The organism is Burkholderia sp. 4M9327F10 (assembly GCF_005503145.1).
Classification (GTDB): domain Bacteria; phylum Pseudomonadota; class Gammaproteobacteria; order Burkholderiales; family Burkholderiaceae; genus Paraburkholderia.
Genome location: NZ_SCNV01000013.1, coordinates 145,285 through 160,265, shown reverse-complemented (window position 1 = coordinate 160,265; position 14,981 = coordinate 145,285). Strand labels below are relative to the sequence as shown.

At 65.3% G+C, this 14,981-nt stretch carries 8 protein-coding genes; all 8 read right to left on the bottom strand.

What is annotated here, in order from left to right:
- Positions 1-193: 193 nt before the first annotated feature.
- The 8 genes from FFS45_RS15210 to bcsD all read right to left on the bottom strand — a co-directional run bounded on the left by FFS45_RS15210 (position 194) and on the right by bcsD (position 14,696).
- A complete protein-coding gene (locus FFS45_RS15210; protein WP_249362792.1) occupies positions 194-1,279 on the bottom strand; it encodes a diguanylate cyclase in 1,086 nt (361 codons plus the stop codon).
- A 546-nt stretch (positions 1,280-1,825) separates the two neighbouring features.
- On the bottom strand, positions 1,826-6,619 hold the full coding sequence (locus tag FFS45_RS15205; protein ID WP_137955475.1) for a cellulose synthase subunit BcsC-related outer membrane protein: 4,794 nt from the start codon (positions 6,617-6,619) through the stop codon (positions 1,826-1,828).
- The gene (gene bcsZ / locus FFS45_RS15200; protein ID WP_137955474.1) at positions 6,610-7,779 is read right to left on the bottom strand and encodes a cellulose synthase complex periplasmic endoglucanase BcsZ; all 1,170 of its coding nucleotides are present in this window, start codon (positions 7,777-7,779) and stop codon (positions 6,610-6,612) included. The genes FFS45_RS15205 and bcsZ overlap by 10 nt, the downstream gene beginning before the upstream one ends.
- 1 nt (position 7,780) lies before the next feature.
- A complete protein-coding gene (gene bcsB, locus FFS45_RS15195; RefSeq protein WP_249362791.1) occupies positions 7,781-10,240 on the bottom strand; it encodes a cellulose biosynthesis cyclic di-GMP-binding regulatory protein BcsB in 2,460 nt (819 codons plus the stop codon).
- A gap of 57 nt (positions 10,241-10,297) precedes the next feature.
- The gene (gene bcsA / locus FFS45_RS15190) at positions 10,298-12,508 is read right to left on the bottom strand and encodes a UDP-forming cellulose synthase catalytic subunit (protein ID WP_137955472.1); all 2,211 of its coding nucleotides are present in this window, start codon (positions 12,506-12,508) and stop codon (positions 10,298-10,300) included.
- Positions 12,505-13,293 carry a cellulose biosynthesis protein BcsQ gene (bcsQ, locus tag FFS45_RS15185; protein WP_137955471.1) on the bottom strand — a complete coding sequence of 263 codons (789 nt, stop codon included), beginning with the start codon at positions 13,291-13,293 and terminating at the stop codon, positions 12,505-12,507. Before bcsQ ends, bcsA begins: the two co-directional genes overlap by 4 nt.
- Positions 13,290-14,147 carry a cellulose biosynthesis protein BcsP gene (gene bcsP, locus FFS45_RS15180; RefSeq protein ID WP_137955470.1) on the bottom strand — a complete coding sequence of 286 codons (858 nt, stop codon included), beginning with the start codon at positions 14,145-14,147 and terminating at the stop codon, positions 13,290-13,292. Before bcsP ends, bcsQ begins: the two co-directional genes overlap by 4 nt.
- Positions 14,148-14,240: 93 nt before the next feature.
- Entirely contained in the window at positions 14,241-14,696 is a 456-nt protein-coding gene (gene bcsD, locus FFS45_RS15175; RefSeq protein WP_137955469.1) for a cellulose biosynthesis protein BcsD, read from the bottom strand.
- Positions 14,697-14,981 lie beyond the last annotated feature (285 nt).

Genomic DNA, 14,981 nt, shown 5'->3' with positions numbered 1-14,981 from the left:
TTCAGTACGAAGAAGAAAAAATCGACACGCACGCTGACGGATACCCGCTACTGGCGCATAGTAAGTCCCCCCAATTATGGGGTACGCAGCCATTTCTCTACAGTCCGCTATAAGAAAAGTGTGGATAACTCACCGCCACGCGGCCCATCTGGAGAACGCGGCACGCGCTTCACCGCAACAAGCGTGCTGGCTTTTAGCCAAGCGCCCTTTGGCGAGATAACCCGACGTCGTACTCCGACGTGACCAGGCAATCACGTCCATTCGCTTTGGCAGCATAGAGGCAGCGATCGGCTTCAAGCAGCCACGCGGTGATATCGCCCATTTCCGGACTGTATTCGGCGAGGCCCGCACTCGACGTGCAGCGCAGCGGTTCACCGGCGCTCCCGACGCGGGCGCGCAAATTGAACAGCAAGCGTTCCACCGTGCGCCGGGCGTCGGCGAGGCGCAGCCCCGGCATGATGACCCCGAACTCCTCGCCGCCGTAGCGGCCGGCAATGTCTTGCGGGCGCAAGCTGGAGCGCAGGAATAACGCGAAGCCGCGTAGCGCGGCATCGCCTGCCGCGTGGCCTTCGGTGTCGTTGACATCCTTGAAGTGGTCGAGATCGAACAGCACGAGGCAACAGGCTTCGCCGTTGCTGCGGCAGCGCTCAAAGGTTTCAGCAAGCCGGTCTTCCCAGTGCCGCCGGTTCCACAAGCCGGTCAGGCCGTCGGTCTGGCTCAGGCGCTCGAGTTCGCGGGCCTGTTTCGCGAGCTTTTGCGACATGCGATAGGTGAGCCAGCCGAGCGCGAGCGGATACAGGATCAGGAACGGCAGGCAGGCGAGAATGGTCGGCATTCGCGACTGCGGCGCGAACACGACGCCGAGCAGGGCGGCGCCGAGAGCCGCGCCGAGCAGTTGCGCGACAATGCCGCGTGCGAACAGCCGCACGCCGCCGGCAGCGATGTTGTCCATGCTCAGCATGGCGAGAATCAACACACTCGGCAGAATGTTGAAGCGCATGGCAATTAGCCACAGGCCGCCGAATGCGGAGTCAACCATCAGATTAAAACGTTCGCCACGATACGGCACGGTCCAGGCAAGTGCGGCGCGATATGCGAGATGTGGCCAGACAAAACCGTGAAAAACCAGCAGCGCCCATAGCCAGGGGCTGACGTGGGTTTGCGCTTGCGCAAACACCGAGGCGACGCAGAAAAACCCGATGCCGAGGCCAATCATGCGCATTCGATAAAGGCGTGCGGCGAAGCGCTTCCCTTTGCCTGCAAGGCGATTCGTTTCCAACGTGGTTCCCGTAGTTGCTTCCGTGCGTCAGCCGTGCCGCCGAAAAGAATGCCACCGTCCTCATGGCGTAAGGGCGTTCGCAGGTGTTTCGGCGTTCGAAAAAACGCACGCAACGCGCCCTGCTTTATTCAGCCCATTCGTGCATGACGGCCGATTGGTTTAAAGCAGTAGCATAAACCGGAGCCTGCCAGTGGCGGTATCGATTTTCGGGTTTATTAATCGGATTAATTGATGTGTGGCGATTTTATTAATTATCCACGCTGCGTGTAGGTTGTTCGGATTGTTAAATGCCGGGCAAAACACGTGATCTCGGGATGTTGCCCGCGCCCGCAACGGCCGGAGATAGTCGCATGGCATCAGCCACTTAGACGATGTGCCACCAGGTTGTCCACAGGCTTGTCAACGAAAAGTGGGGATAACTTCGCAGCTCGAAACGCGTCCTGCCACGGCTCAAACGCTGCGGGATGCAATGGCGGCTGCGGCCACACGTTCATGCGTAAGCGTGAACGTGTGGTTGAGCGAATGCCCAGGAGCAGGATCTGCCAACTAATTCGACAACGACAGGTAAGGAGATGCCAAAGGCGTCGGCGGGAACGGTTGCAGTCCGGTCTGCTTGGTAAAGCTATAGCGCACATATACGGCGGCCAGATATTCGCGGTACTGATAGGCGTTTCCGAGCGATGCCGTTGCGCCGACAGCAAGCTGCGGCGCGAGTTGATATTCGCCCACTGCGCTAAACGAGTAGGCGATTCCGGTCTTGCTCTGGCTTGGATAGATCGCGTTCGAATCGGGTGCTGTTCCGGCTGAAATGAGCGCGCTTCGGAGCGCCGTTGAGGTCGAGTCGCCAAGCGGGAAATACGCCGACGCGTCCTCGTGGTAATGCTGTACGCCGACCGAGCCCTTGACATCATACGTGAAGTTGCCGTTTCGGCCCGTCCATTCCACTGGTAAATTCAGAATCACATACTGTTGCGGGCTGAAATATCCACCCTGTCCATACGTGAAGTAGGAGAGGTTCCGGTTATAACCCATCAGCGTCGTATTTACGCCGACCGTCAGTGTCTGGTCAGCATCCTTCAGCAGGCGCGAATACACGCCGCCGCCGCCTTTGATGGCACTATTGGCCGCTACGTTGTAGCCATCCAGGAACTGGTATGCGGCGTTCGCATATAAGCCGCTCGTCCCGTCGTCCCAACTCAGTGTGGCGAGCGCGCCGCTGGATGTCACTCCTCCCCATTCGAGATTGGAAGACTGGTCGCGCGCACCGGCGTACGAGAGCAGGCTATCGGTGACGGCGCGTCGCGCGACGGCGAGTGAATACGACACCTGGTCATTCACAGAACCATTGTATTGCAGGCCGCCGACGGCATTGATTTCGCGAAAGCCAAGCGGTGTCACCCCGACGTCGCCACCTAGGCTTTTGTTCTGATAGCCGAGCGATAGCCCTACGCCGTTTGCGGTTTGAGAGCCATAGGCACTGGCGTTTGAGGCGGCGCCTGAACCGAAGCGTGCTAGCGTTTGGGCCTCGTTGTTCGCGGTACCCGCATCGAGCGTCACTGGTGTGGCCGTGACGATGACATGGCCGTTGCCGGCCTGGATACGCCCCTGGATGGGCGCTTCGATATCGGTCAGGTCCGACAGGCCGTCTTCGCCCGCACGATCACGAAACACAATCCCCCCCGACACCGTACTCGTCTGCTCGCGATTGACCTGAGCCAGTTCTTCCGCGACGCCTAGTGTCTGCGAGTTGGCCACGTTGGCGGGCGACGGTGCGTAGTTGCCGTTGCCGGACGGTGCGGTTTGCGCCGCAGGCGCTTGCGGGTAATACGGCTGGATGTAGCCTGCCGGCGGCTGCGGAATGTACGGCTGCTGCGCGTAGTAGCCTTGTGCCGGGTAGCCCTGATTGCCGTAGTTCTGATTCGGATAGGACTGCTGCGCATATCCCTGTTGCTGTGCATAGGGCTGTGGCGCGTACCCCTGTTGCTGCGGGTACGGTTGTTGCCCATAGGCCGGCTGCCCGTAGCCCTGTTGTTGCGGGGGATAGGGTTGCTGGCCGTAGTAAGGCTGCTGCGCGTAGCCTTGCTGCCCATACGGCGTCTGCGCATAGGCCGCGCCCTTGGCAGTACGTGTTGCTGTCTGCTTCTTGCTGCTCTTGCGCTGCGCGTTCGAAGTTTGCGCCGGGTTTGCCGCTGGGGGTGGCGGATAGTAGGCCTGCCCCTGCTGTCCAGCGGCATTGGCTTGCGCTTCGCGCGCCGCCGGTGACATCGGCCAGGGTGTGGACACATAGGGCGCCGGTGCGCCATAGGGCGGCGCAGGCTGCGGATAGGGCGCGTTATACGGCAGCGGCTGCTGCTGGACCGGCGCCTGATCCTGGCCGGGGTACGGCTGCAAGGGCGCGGCGGCGGGCGCACCGGTCTGGCTGGAGCCGTAGTTATCGGGACCGTAGCCGCCTGCCGCGTTGCTGGAGTTCGGTACGGCCGACGGACTGGCGGGCGCCACATAAGGTGTCACATACGGCGCCACATAGGGTGCGGGCTGCGAGGGCGGCGGATAGTTCGGCACGGTCTGCGTCGGGTAGGAGGGCTGCGTACTCGGGTAAGCGGCCGCCGGATAGGCGGCAGGCGCGGTGTACTGCCGGGCGGCGCCACTTGCGTTGAAGCCACCGCTTGCGCTGCTGAAGCCGGAGTTGCCGGGCGTGCCGGTGGCGTCGGCCGGCACATCGATGGCGGTTTTTCCTTCGAATGGATTGGTGCCGGGCAGGGGCGTTGCGCCAATCCGGCGCATCGCCACTTCCCAGCCCCGCGGCACGTTGCCCGCCGAGCCGGCGCGCGGCGCGCTGCTCGAGACCGGCGTATTGGCCGCGATCAGCGAGCGCTGCAGATAAGTCGAAGCGAGCGAGAGCTTGCCCTCGGCCCTATACATGCGGCCGACGGCGGCGAGCACGCCGGGGTCGTCGGGTGCGGCGTTCAGCGCCTGCGTCGCCAGCGATTCGGCGTAGCGGAAGTCTTTGCTGCCGGTCGCGGCGGGGATCGCGGCGAGCATCAGACTCAGGTCGTCGGGGCGGCGTGTCAGCGCCGCGCGGTAACTGGCGAGCGCATTGCGGTCGTCGCCCGCCGACGAGTAGAGACGCCCGAGCGCGGCCTGCAGGTCGGGATTGTCGGGCATTGCGGCGAGCCACGGCGCAATGACGTCGTAAGCGCTCGCCAGGTCGCCGCGCTGGCGCACGGCATCGCACTGCCGCACGACGATCGCCAGGTTCAGATTGCCGAAATCGGTGCGTTGCTGCGGTGTCAATTGCGTCGCGGCAAGCTGGCGCATTACGTTGCCCAGTTCGGTGTCCTGATGAGCGGCGAGCAGGATGCCGGCGTATTGCAACAGCAGGTCCGTGCTGCCAGGCGCGGCGCTCATGGCGCTGCGCACGAGCCACAGTGCGCGGTTGGAGTCTCCCGCCTGCTGGTAGGCCGAGGCCACCACGCCGATCAGTTCCGGGTTGCCGGCGGCCACCGGCTCCGCGGCGGCGAGGATCGCGAAGGCCTGCTGGCTTTGTCCGCTCTTCGCCATCTGGATCGCGAGGCTCGCCTGTTGATGCACCCACAGGCGGTGCTGCAAGGCGGTCATCGCATCGGTGCGCTGGGCGACCGGAATGCGGTCCAGTTGCGCGAGGCCGGCCGACCAGTCCTGAGTCTCCGCGGACAGCAGCGCGCTCGCATAGAGCGCATCGGTCATGTCGGGATGGCTTGCCAGCAGTCCGTCCATCATGCTGCGCGCGTTGCCGACCGCGCCCTGGCGCACATAGATGCGGGCGAGATCGAGGCGCAGCCATGGATCGTCAGGATTGCTGAGCAGCGCATCTTCGAACAGGCTGCGGGCGGCGCCCAGGTCGCCGCGTGCTTCGGCAGCGCGTGCCTGGGCGGCCTGCGCTTCACCGCGCAGACGGTCGATACCGCCTGCTTTCGCCTGCTGTTCGGTGTTGAGCTGGTTGGCGAACTGCAATGCTTCGTCGCCGCGTCCTTGCGCGGCCAGCGCGCCGACGAGGCCGCGAATCGCATCGGGGTTGTCGGCCTGGCGGCGCAACGCCATGCGGTATGCCTGTTCCGCGCCGGCGGGGTCGCCGTTGTTCAGCAGCATTTCGCCGAGCAGCACCTGGGCGGTGACATCGGACGGATTGAGCGCGATTGCGCGCTCGAACAGCGACCTGGCCTTGGCGAATTCGCCGTTGCTGCGCGCGCCGATCGCGTCGCTGGTGTAAGTCCAGTAGGTCGCGCTCAATAGCGCGTCTTTCCAGCGTGCCGGATTGCCGCTGCGCGAGGCCCGTTCGAGGTAGTCGCGCGCTTCGGAGAAATGCTCCTGCTTGAGCGCCGCGATACCCATGCCGCCGAGCGCGTCTCCATCGTTCGGACTGCTCGCCAGCACCGACGAGAATTTGCTGCGAGCGGTAGCAATGTCGCCGCGGTCGAGCGCCGCAAAGCCGTCGGCGATGGTGCGCCCGCGTGCATCGACGGCGGCGTTCTGCTGGGCGCGTTCGCGAGCGGCCGCGTCCTGCTGCACCATCGAGTCGAAGCGGGCCTTCACGGCGGCGTCATCCGGCGCGAGCTGCAGGTAGCTCTGATAGAGCGGCGCATCGGAGGCGCGCGCATCGAGCCACAGCAGCGCCTGGCGCCAGCTCTTGCGCGCCGCGGCGCCCACCGCGTTGTCGCCGGAAAGCTTCTCTAGCTGCGCGATGCCTTCGCGGCGCGTGATGTCGCGGTAGGTCAGGTGCTGGGCGTAGGCGAGCGCATAGCGCGGGTCGTCGGGATTCTGCTGCGCGAGCTGCTGCAGGCCGCGGCGCGCCTGGTCCCAGCCTTGCGGGGTGGCCGCGAGCGCCTGGTAGTACTCGAGTTGCAGCTCCGGGGTAGCAGGTTTGCCCTGCAACGCGCGCTGATATTCCTGCACGGCGCTGGCGGCCTGGCCGCTTTGCTGCAAGCGCCGCGCGTCGTTGACGGTCTGATCGCGCAGGCTGGACTCGCCAAGGCGCCGGCCCAGTTCGTCGATGTTGGGATAGTTCGGCGCGACTTCGCGCAGGCGCGCCAGATACTGTTGCGCGCCGCTGCCGTCCTTGCGGTCGGCGAGCACCATGCCCATGCCGAACAGCGCATCGGGCTGCTTCGGATCGAGGCGCAAGACCTTCTGCCAGGCCTGCTCGGCAAGGTCGCCGCGGTGGTGCGCCTGCCAGTACTTGCCCTGGTCGATCAGCACGTTGAGCGGATCGGCCGAGGCCTGCTGGGCGAGGGCGGTGGGCGGCAGCGTCGCTGTAGCGACGCTAACGAGGCTCAGCGTCAGCGCGATGGCGCTCAATCGCATGCGTTTCTCCAACTCGGCACGAGCCGGCCCGCATCGTCGAAGCGATAGCGGCCGTCGATGAATCCGGTGCCGAACAAGCCCAGCACACGATCGTAATAAACAGGTTCACGACCCGCCACGGGGCTGTCGAGCGCCGCCAGATGGGTGCGCGCGAGCCCGAGGCCGCGCTCGTCGCCGAGCGCCTTGAAGTAAGGCGCCAGCGCTCCCCAGTAGCTGAGCGGCCCTTCGCCGCTCACCGTGCCGGTGGTCGCGGCAACCTTCTCGGGCGGAAAACCGCTTTGCGCGACCTGGTTGCGCATGCCGCCGAGCGCGGCGAGCCAGGGTTTGGCGAGCGGATCGGCGCTCGCTGTCATGCCGGCCCACAGATAGACGCGGATCGCGTCGTAGCTGCCGGTGTCGCCGCTTTTCGGATCGACCACGAACTGGCCGGCCCGCCAGGCGGCCCAGTCGGGCGCGAAGCCCTGCGGTGCGGTGGTCTTGACGAGCTGCAAGGCGTTGTCGGCCAGTTTGCTCCATGGCCCGCCAGGCTGCGCCCTGGCGAGTGCGCGCAGCACCGGCAGCGGCAGGTAGCTGGGATTGAGGCGCGTCACGCCGCCGCTCTGGAAGCCTTGCGGGCCGGGCAGCAGCATCGGGCCGAGGCCGGCCAGGCTCACGACTTCCTTGCTGGCGATCTGCGTGGCAAGCGCCTCGCCGAGTTTCGTATAGCCAGTGTCATGCCACAGGCGGCCCGCTTGCAGCAGGTCGTAGGCGATCCACAGATCGGAGTCCGAAGCAGAATTCGGATCGAGTACGCCGTAAGAGCCATCCGGCTTTTTGCCCCACTGCCACGCAGGCAGACTCAGTTTCTGCACATCGAACTGGTTGCCGGCGAGATTGGTGCGGGTCCAGCCGAGCAGCCGGTCGAAGGTGGCGCGGTCGTTTGCGACCAGCGCGAAAAACATGCCGTACGACTGGCCTTCGGAGGTGGTCTGCTGGGTCGGCGTGGAATAGTCGATCACGCGGCCGTCGGCCTGCACGAAGCGCTCGACAAAGCTGCGGTAGGCCGGCCAGTCGCATTGCGCAGCGGTAGCGGCGGCAGCCGGAGTGGCGATCGTCGAGGTCATCGAAGCCAGCAGTCCGAATGCAAGCGCCGCGGGTGCCGTGTTGAGTTTGACCGGCATATCAATCCTTCAGGCGGCGCGCCGCGATCGAGCGCAGCGCACGGTAAAACAGCGCCGCGATAATCAGCGCCGCGAGCACACCGGCGAGCAGCAGCAGAAGCGGATGCGACGACAGCGCCCAGCGCATGTATTCCTGCGGCGACAGGTGGCCGAGGTAGTACGCATCGCCGTTCGAGGTGATGGTGACGCTGCGGCCGTGGATCACGGCCATTGCACCTTGAATTTGCGGCAGCACGTCGGCGTCGAGCAGGGCCGAACTCAGGTCGGCATCCGACTGGCCGGCCGCGCTGACGAATGCCACCGCGCTGCGCTCTTTTTGCAACGGCGATTCGAAGCCGGTCAGGAGCGCCGCGCCGTTCGAACTGACCAGCGAGAGGTCGGCGCGCGCCGGTGCGCGTTCCACGCCGCGCTCGCCGTGCCACCAGTCTTCCAGCTTGAAGACGATATCGGAGAGCTCAAAGGTGCGCGAATCGCCGTCGCTCGAGAACGGCATCGCCTTGGCCCAGCGCTGCAAGAGCGGCTGGTGGCCGGGGGCGCCGAAAATCAGCAGGTCTTTGCCGGCGAACTGATCCACCTGATCGGCGCTCGTCACGGTCACGCCAGTGGCGGGATACCCGGTCGAGGCGCCCATCCGGCCCATCTCCAGCAGATACAGGCTGTAGTCGCTCGAATCGGCGTCGTTCGGCAGGATCACCGCGGTTTCGGACAGGTCGGCCATGCGCGTGAACGGGAAGCCGCTATTGGCGAACGCCGCCAGATCCGGCAAGGCCATGTAGTGCGGGAACGACGACAGGTCGATGGTCGAATTCGGATCAATCGAACCGACCACGTTATCCAGCAGCCGGCCATGGCATTCGCCGGTATTGGGAATGTCGTAGTAGAAGTGCAGCCGCAACTGGGCGCGCGGCGTCAGCAGCAGCGGAGGAATGTAGACGGTGCGCCGTGCGACGGCGCTGTTATCCGGCAGGATGCCGTTGAAGTAATGACCAAGGTCGAACACCGAGGCGGCCCGCGCCGGAATCGGCAGGGCCTGCACGAAGCCGTCGTTGATGCTGATGTTCAGCGACGAGCGGTCCGGCAATGGACGCACCGTGTAGCGGTAGCGCAGGTCGATTGGCGCGCCCTTGGTGTGCCACATGAACAGGTCGGGCGGCACGCGCAGGTTCACGCGTACCGCGTCGGCGTCGTAGCCGGATACGCTGAGGTCGCGTGCTTCCGCGAGTTCGCCGAAGCGCACCGGACGGTTGGTGGGCAGCCAGTTGGGCGCGTCGTATGGGGCGCGCGGGCCGAGTTCGTTGAGTTGCGTGATCGTCGCGCTTTCGCCGGACAGCACGCTTTGGCCTACGCCGAGCGCCTTGGCGGCGGTCTTCAGTTCTGCCTCGTTGCGCCCGAGCACCAGCAGCAGCTTGCCGCGTGCCGGCGCTTCGCGGTCCACCACCGCAATGGTCGGCCCCGAGATGGCAGGAATCGGCACGCCGGCAGGCCGTTGATCGGTGGTGGCGAACACCACCGCATTGCCCGAGAGCGGCGCTTCGTCGACCTGGGCCGGGAACAGCGCGCCGCGATAGCCGGCCAGCGCGCCAAACCAGGAGGCGACGATGCCGGCGGCTTCCAGCGTCTCCGAGCCCGGCTTGGCCGGGAACACGAACGGCAGTTCGAGGCGCCGCACGTCGCGGCGGTCGAAGAACGGTTGCGGCAGCGCTGCCAGATCCGGCTTGCTGGTGAGCGAGGCGTAGGTCAGATCGAGCGAGCTGGCATTGCTGACGGTCGCCCACAGCGACGAATTCGCGGGGTCTTCGCACTGCTGCGTGTAGTGGCCGATCAACTGCACGTTGAGGTGGTTGAACTCGGTGATGAAGCGCGGATCGATCGAGACATCGCGCGCCACCAGCATGCCGGCCTGTTCGTGCGGCACGGGCAGCGTCGCCGCCACTTCGCCGTTCACCAGTACCTTCAACTGCGAGATCGACGGCAACAGGGCCGGCGAGTAGCTGTAGATCAGATGCAGGATGGCTCCGGTCACCACCTCGTCGTTGCGCACCGAGAAGGCGATGCCGTTCTGGCCGTCGACACCGCGCAATTGCAGCGGATCGCGCGCGCCGTAGTCGGCGAAGGTCAGCGTCTGGCGGCGGCCGCCCGGCACCAGCGTGCCGGGTTCGGCCGTGGTCGGCGTCCTGATGCCAAGCGCCTTGACCGAGGACGCCGCCAGGGCCGGGGTCGGCGTGGCCAGCGCCGGCTGGGCGAGGGCCGTGGCATCGAACAGCACGGCCGGGCCAGGCGCGGGGACATTGCCTACGCCGGTTGCGACCGGCGTTCCCGGCGGCGCCACCGCCCGCGGCGAACTCGCAGCGAACCCGGCGGCGGCCGCCAACGGCGCCGCGAATGCGGTTTGCAGGGCCAGCCAGCAGGCGAGGGCGCGAACAAGGCGGCGTGAACGCAAACGCGTCGCTTCTCCCCTCATGCCGCGCTCGCCTTGCAGGTGTTGTGTGTATATTCGCGCAATCCCTTGGCCCATAGATCAGTCTTTTTTCGTTTCCAGCTTTTTGACGTCGGTCGGACGGCCACGCATCGAGCCGCGCAGGTCTTCGTAGAGATGTTCGAACAGTCCGGCGATGCCGCGTGCGCCCACCCACAAAACATGTGAGAGGCCGCGCAACGGGGTGTCCTGCGGACGGCCTTCGGCCCAGCCCATCCAGGCATCGGCGCGCGCAAAAGTGGACTTCACGAACTCGAACTCCTGCTCGCGCGACATCGCATCGAAGCGCAGGCCGACCCGGCCGGGCGCCGTGAAGCCGACCGTGGCCGGGAACGCATATTCTTCGTCGCCGCGAAACAGCGACACGGTCATGCGTTCGTGCATCGGCACCTCGATGTTGCTCGGCAGTTCGACGCCCACGCCGCCTTCCGAGTAGTCGATGGTCTGGCAGGCCAGCGTGCGGCCGGTCGAAAATTTCAGCATGACCGGCATTTTCATCGCCACGCGGTGCACAGCGCGAATCTGCCGGCGCTCGCTCGCCGCCGCCACGCTGGCGCCGAGGATCAGCATGTTGTAGGCGGTCCACGCCAGATTGAGCACCGTGGTCTGCACTTCGCTGTGTACGCCCCACTTGAAGTAGATGTGCACGAGCCCGGTGACAAAGCCGACCAGGTTCAACAGCAGCAGAAACAGATAGGGACGCGAGATGGCCCAGTCGAAGTAGTTCTTCTCGATCTGGCCGCCCTTGGCCGTGACGTTGAATTTGCCGAGCTTCGGATTGATCAGCGCGAGCAGCGTCGGCGCGGTGATGTAGGAGGCCAGCACCGACTCATACACCTCCGCCCAGAATGAATGGCGGAACAGGCGCTGCATGCGCGAGTTGGTAATGCTCGCATGCATCATGTGCGGCAGCGCGTAAATGGCGATGGCGCTGGCAGCCGCTTCGATCACGTGTGCGCCGAAGAACAGGAACGACAGCGGGGCGGTCAGGAACACGAGGCGCGGCACACCGTAGAAGAAGTGCATCATCGCGTTCAGGTAGCACAGCCGCTGGCCGAGCTTCAGGCCGCGGCCGGTCAACGGATTGTCGATGCGGAAGATCTGCGTCATGCCGCGTGCCCAGCGAATCCGCTGGCCGATGTGGCCGGAGAGGCTCTCTGTGGCGAGCCCCGCTGCCTGTGCGATGGCGAGGTAAGCGGTGGTGTAGCCGAGACGGTGCAGCTTGAGCGCGGTGTGGGCGTCTTCGGTGACGGTCTCCACCGCAATGCCGCCGATTTCCTCGACCATCGAGCGGCGCAGCAGCGCGCATGAGCCGCAGAAGAACGTCGCATTCCACAGGTCGTTGCCGTCCTGCACGAGGCCGTAGAACAGCTCGCCTTCATTTGGGACTTTGCGGAAAGTGCCGAGATTGCGCTCGAACGGATCGGCGGAGAAAAAATGGTGCGGCGTCTGCAGCATCGACAGCAGCTTGTCGCGCAGGAACCAGCCGAGGCCGATCTGCAGGAACGAGCGGGTGGGGATGTGATCGCAGTCGAAGATCGCCAGGTACTCGCCGTTGGTGATCTTCAGCGCTTCGTTGATATTGCCGGCTTTTGCGTGGCGGTTGTGGGTGCGGATCGTCCAATGCACCCCGACTTCCTCGCAGAACGCCTTGAACTCGGGGCGGCGGCCGTCGTCGAGCACGTGGATGGACAGCTTGTCGGCCGGGTAGTCGAGCGCCAGTGCCGCGTAGATGGTCGGCTTGACCACCGAGAGCGGCTCGTTATACGTGGGGATGAAGACGTCGACCGTCGGCCATGCGCTGCGGTCGGCCGGCAGCGGCATCGGCTCGCGCTTGAGCGGCCAGGCGGTCTGGAAGTAGCCGAGCATCATCACGATGGTCGAATAGACCTCGGCCGATACCAGCAGCATGCCCCAGACGGCGTCGAGCGGGTGCTCCCAGTACGTGGTGGTGGTCAGCCGCCAGTACATATAGCGGCCCGATGCGACCACCGAGAGCATGATCATCACCAGCGTCGCATAACGGCCCTGCAGGCGGCGAAACAGCAGCGCGCAGATGAAGCAGCAGGTCGCGAAGGTCAACTGCTCGTAGAACGCGAGCGGCACCGTGAACACAAAGTACAGGATCACGATCGCAAACAGCGTCAGGCAGACCACGACCGGCGTGCTGCTCCACAGGCGCGCGTCGACGATGCGTTCGAGCCGCGAGGGTGGCGCGGCGGTTTCGATGCCCTGCGGTTGCGGCGTGCTCATGCGACACTCCCCGGCGAAACGGCGATCGCGTCGACCCGCGACATCAGCCACTGGCTGCAGGAGCGGAAATCGGCGGCGGCCTGGCTAAGCGGATCGTAGTGGATTAGCGTGGTGTCGCAGGCGAGCGATTCGCTGACACCTTCATCCTGGTGTATGACTCCAGGGAACAGCTTGTCGCCCAGCAGATGGCGCAGCACCTTGAGGACATCTTTGCTCAACTGGCGCGACTGGTCGACCTGGTTGACGACGTAGCCCTCGCCGCCGAATTCGGGGCGCGGCGCGGCGTAGGCCTCGATCATCCGCTCCATTTGCGGAATCGCCGCGTAGGAGGCGGCGTCGGCGAGCACCACGTTCAGCGCGAAAGTCGCCGCGCACAGGGCGGTGCGGGTATAGACGGAGGAGCCCGGCGGTGTGTCGATAATGACGATGTCGCCTGCATCGAGTCTGAGCGTGCTGAGCGAGTGCATGAGCCACAGCGGCTCGCGGTCGAGATGCGCTTCGAAGCGGCGCCGGTCGTCTTCGACGACGGCGCCGTACGGCAGCACGGTCACGCCGTCGACGCCGTCGAACATGACGCTGCGCCATGCATCGCCGCTCAGGGTGGCGCGCGACAGGCCGTCGATGCTGTCGAGCGGCACGCCGAAATGCAGGCGCAAGGCGTTTTGCGGATCGAGATCGAGCGCGATCACGCGCCGGCCGCTGGTGGCGAGAACGGAAGCAAGGTTGGCGGCGAGGGTGGTCTTGCCGACGCCACCCTTCGCGGACACGACCGCAATGACTTTCATGAGCGACGCGGGCCGTTGGTCAGCCACGAGTGGGGAGCGGGCGCGGCCGGCTTCGCGGCGTCGCCGCGCAAACGGGCGAACAGGGAGCCGAGCGGCGCCGGTGTGGAATCGCCGGCGGCAGGCGCCGCGGCGGATGGCGCGGATTTGGGTGTAGCCGGTGCGAACAGCTTGCCGAGGATGGACGGCGGCTGGACGGCGGCCGGTGCCGCGGCGCGTGTTGCAGCGGGGGATACGGCGGGTATCGCGGACGCTGACGGTGCTGGCGGTACTGACGTTGCAACAGGCGCCACCGGCGCTATCGCTTGCGGCCGGGCGATACCGGGCACGGCCAGCTTTGCAGAAAACGCCGACATGGCGGGTGCGCGCAGCGTGGGCGCAGCGGCCGGCTCCACCGGCTCTGCCTGCGCTGGAGCCGGCGGCACGGCCTCGCGCGCAACCGGCAACGCGGAAAAGCGCTCGGCGCCGCGTGGCGCTTCGGCTGTGGCGGCTTTGCCGACCGGTGGAATGCTGCGCCGGTGCGGGCGCGTGAATAGCGGCGCCTTGCTACGCAGCAATGCGCTGCGGGTGGGTTCCGGATCAGTGGAGCCGGCCGCTGCCGCGTCGCCGCGTGGCGTCTCATCTTCGGCCTGCGCGTCAGCCTGCGCATGCGGCTCGACTGCGCCAGCCTGCTTCAAGGCGGAATCGCGCCGTTGTGCGATGGCCGGTATGGACGGCTGCTTCAGGTCCAGGGTGACGAGCAACGGCCAGCGCGTGCGTGCCGAGCTCGCTTCATTTTCGCGGCCGATTTCCTGGTAGTCGCCCGGATTGCCGCCAAAATGCCCGAAGAGTGTTTCGATGTCGCTGGAAGGACTCATGTCGCCGCCGTCTTGTTCAAGTCTGTCTGGTCCTGCATTGCCCGCTTTCCATCCGCCGTCACAGGCGGTAAGAAATCCCTCGAGCAGCAGGGCTTACGCGGGGTGGCGGCCGAGCCGGAATTCGATGGTTGCGTGCTCATCGAATTCGCTGGCCTGGGCGACCGACAGACCCTCCGCTCCCAATGCGCTGAGCCACGTCTGGTACACGCCTTCCAGGAACGCGGGCGTCCAGTTGAGCGCCGTGGCGCCGAACGCCAGCAGCGGCGCGCATGAATGGGCGATGCGCAGATACTCCGGTTCGTCCGACAGCTCGACGTAGCCCCACTCGGTTTCCTGCCAGCGCGCGTTCAACGCGTCCGCGAGATCGGCGGCCGAGCCGCACGGCGGCAAGGGGGCCGCTGCAGCAAACCGGCAACCGACCCGGTACATCAACTGCCGCAATTCATCTTGCCCAATCTGCGCTTCGAACTCTTCTGCCAGAGCGGTGAGTAAGCCCCGCCACTGAGGGGAAATCTGGCGTTGCAGCAGGTAGTCGAAGATAGGGCCCATGTTGTCCGAAAAGGATGGCCGTTTGCCGTCAAGCCGTCGTAAGACGGGTGTCTGGAACCGGACATCCGAAAGTGTTGCAGATAAGGCGCGCATTGCACGCGCCCAGTGGTTACTTTTACTGGTGCTGCTCGATGAAAGGTGGCCGACGGCTCTTTATACGCAGTCTACTGAATGAATTAACATTCCGCTACCATCGTTCTGCTCTGCGGTATATGGGCTTTCGCACGCTGCGAAGCAAGAAACGCAAATCGGGCCGGAAATTTTTCCTAATGCCCTTTGAATAGC

Coding starts and splice junctions, on each gene's coding strand:
- bcsP (WP_137955470.1), bottom strand. CDS start 14,147: ATGAGTCCTTCCAGCGACATCGAAACACTCTTCGGGCATTTTGGCGGC.
- bcsA (WP_137955472.1), bottom strand. CDS start 12,508: ATGAGCACGCCGCAACCGCAGGGCATCGAAACCGCCGCGCCACCCTCG.
- bcsB (WP_249362791.1), bottom strand. CDS start 10,240: ATGAGGGGAGAAGCGACGCGTTTGCGTTCACGCCGCCTTGTTCGCGCC.
- bcsZ (WP_137955474.1), bottom strand. CDS start 7,779: ATGCCGGTCAAACTCAACACGGCACCCGCGGCGCTTGCATTCGGACTG.
- bcsD (WP_137955469.1), bottom strand. CDS start 14,696: ATGGGCCCTATCTTCGACTACCTGCTGCAACGCCAGATTTCCCCTCAG.
- FFS45_RS15205 (WP_137955475.1), bottom strand. CDS start 6,619: ATGCGATTGAGCGCCATCGCGCTGACGCTGAGCCTCGTTAGCGTCGCT.
- bcsQ (WP_137955471.1), bottom strand. CDS start 13,293: ATGAAAGTCATTGCGGTCGTGTCCGCGAAGGGTGGCGTCGGCAAGACC.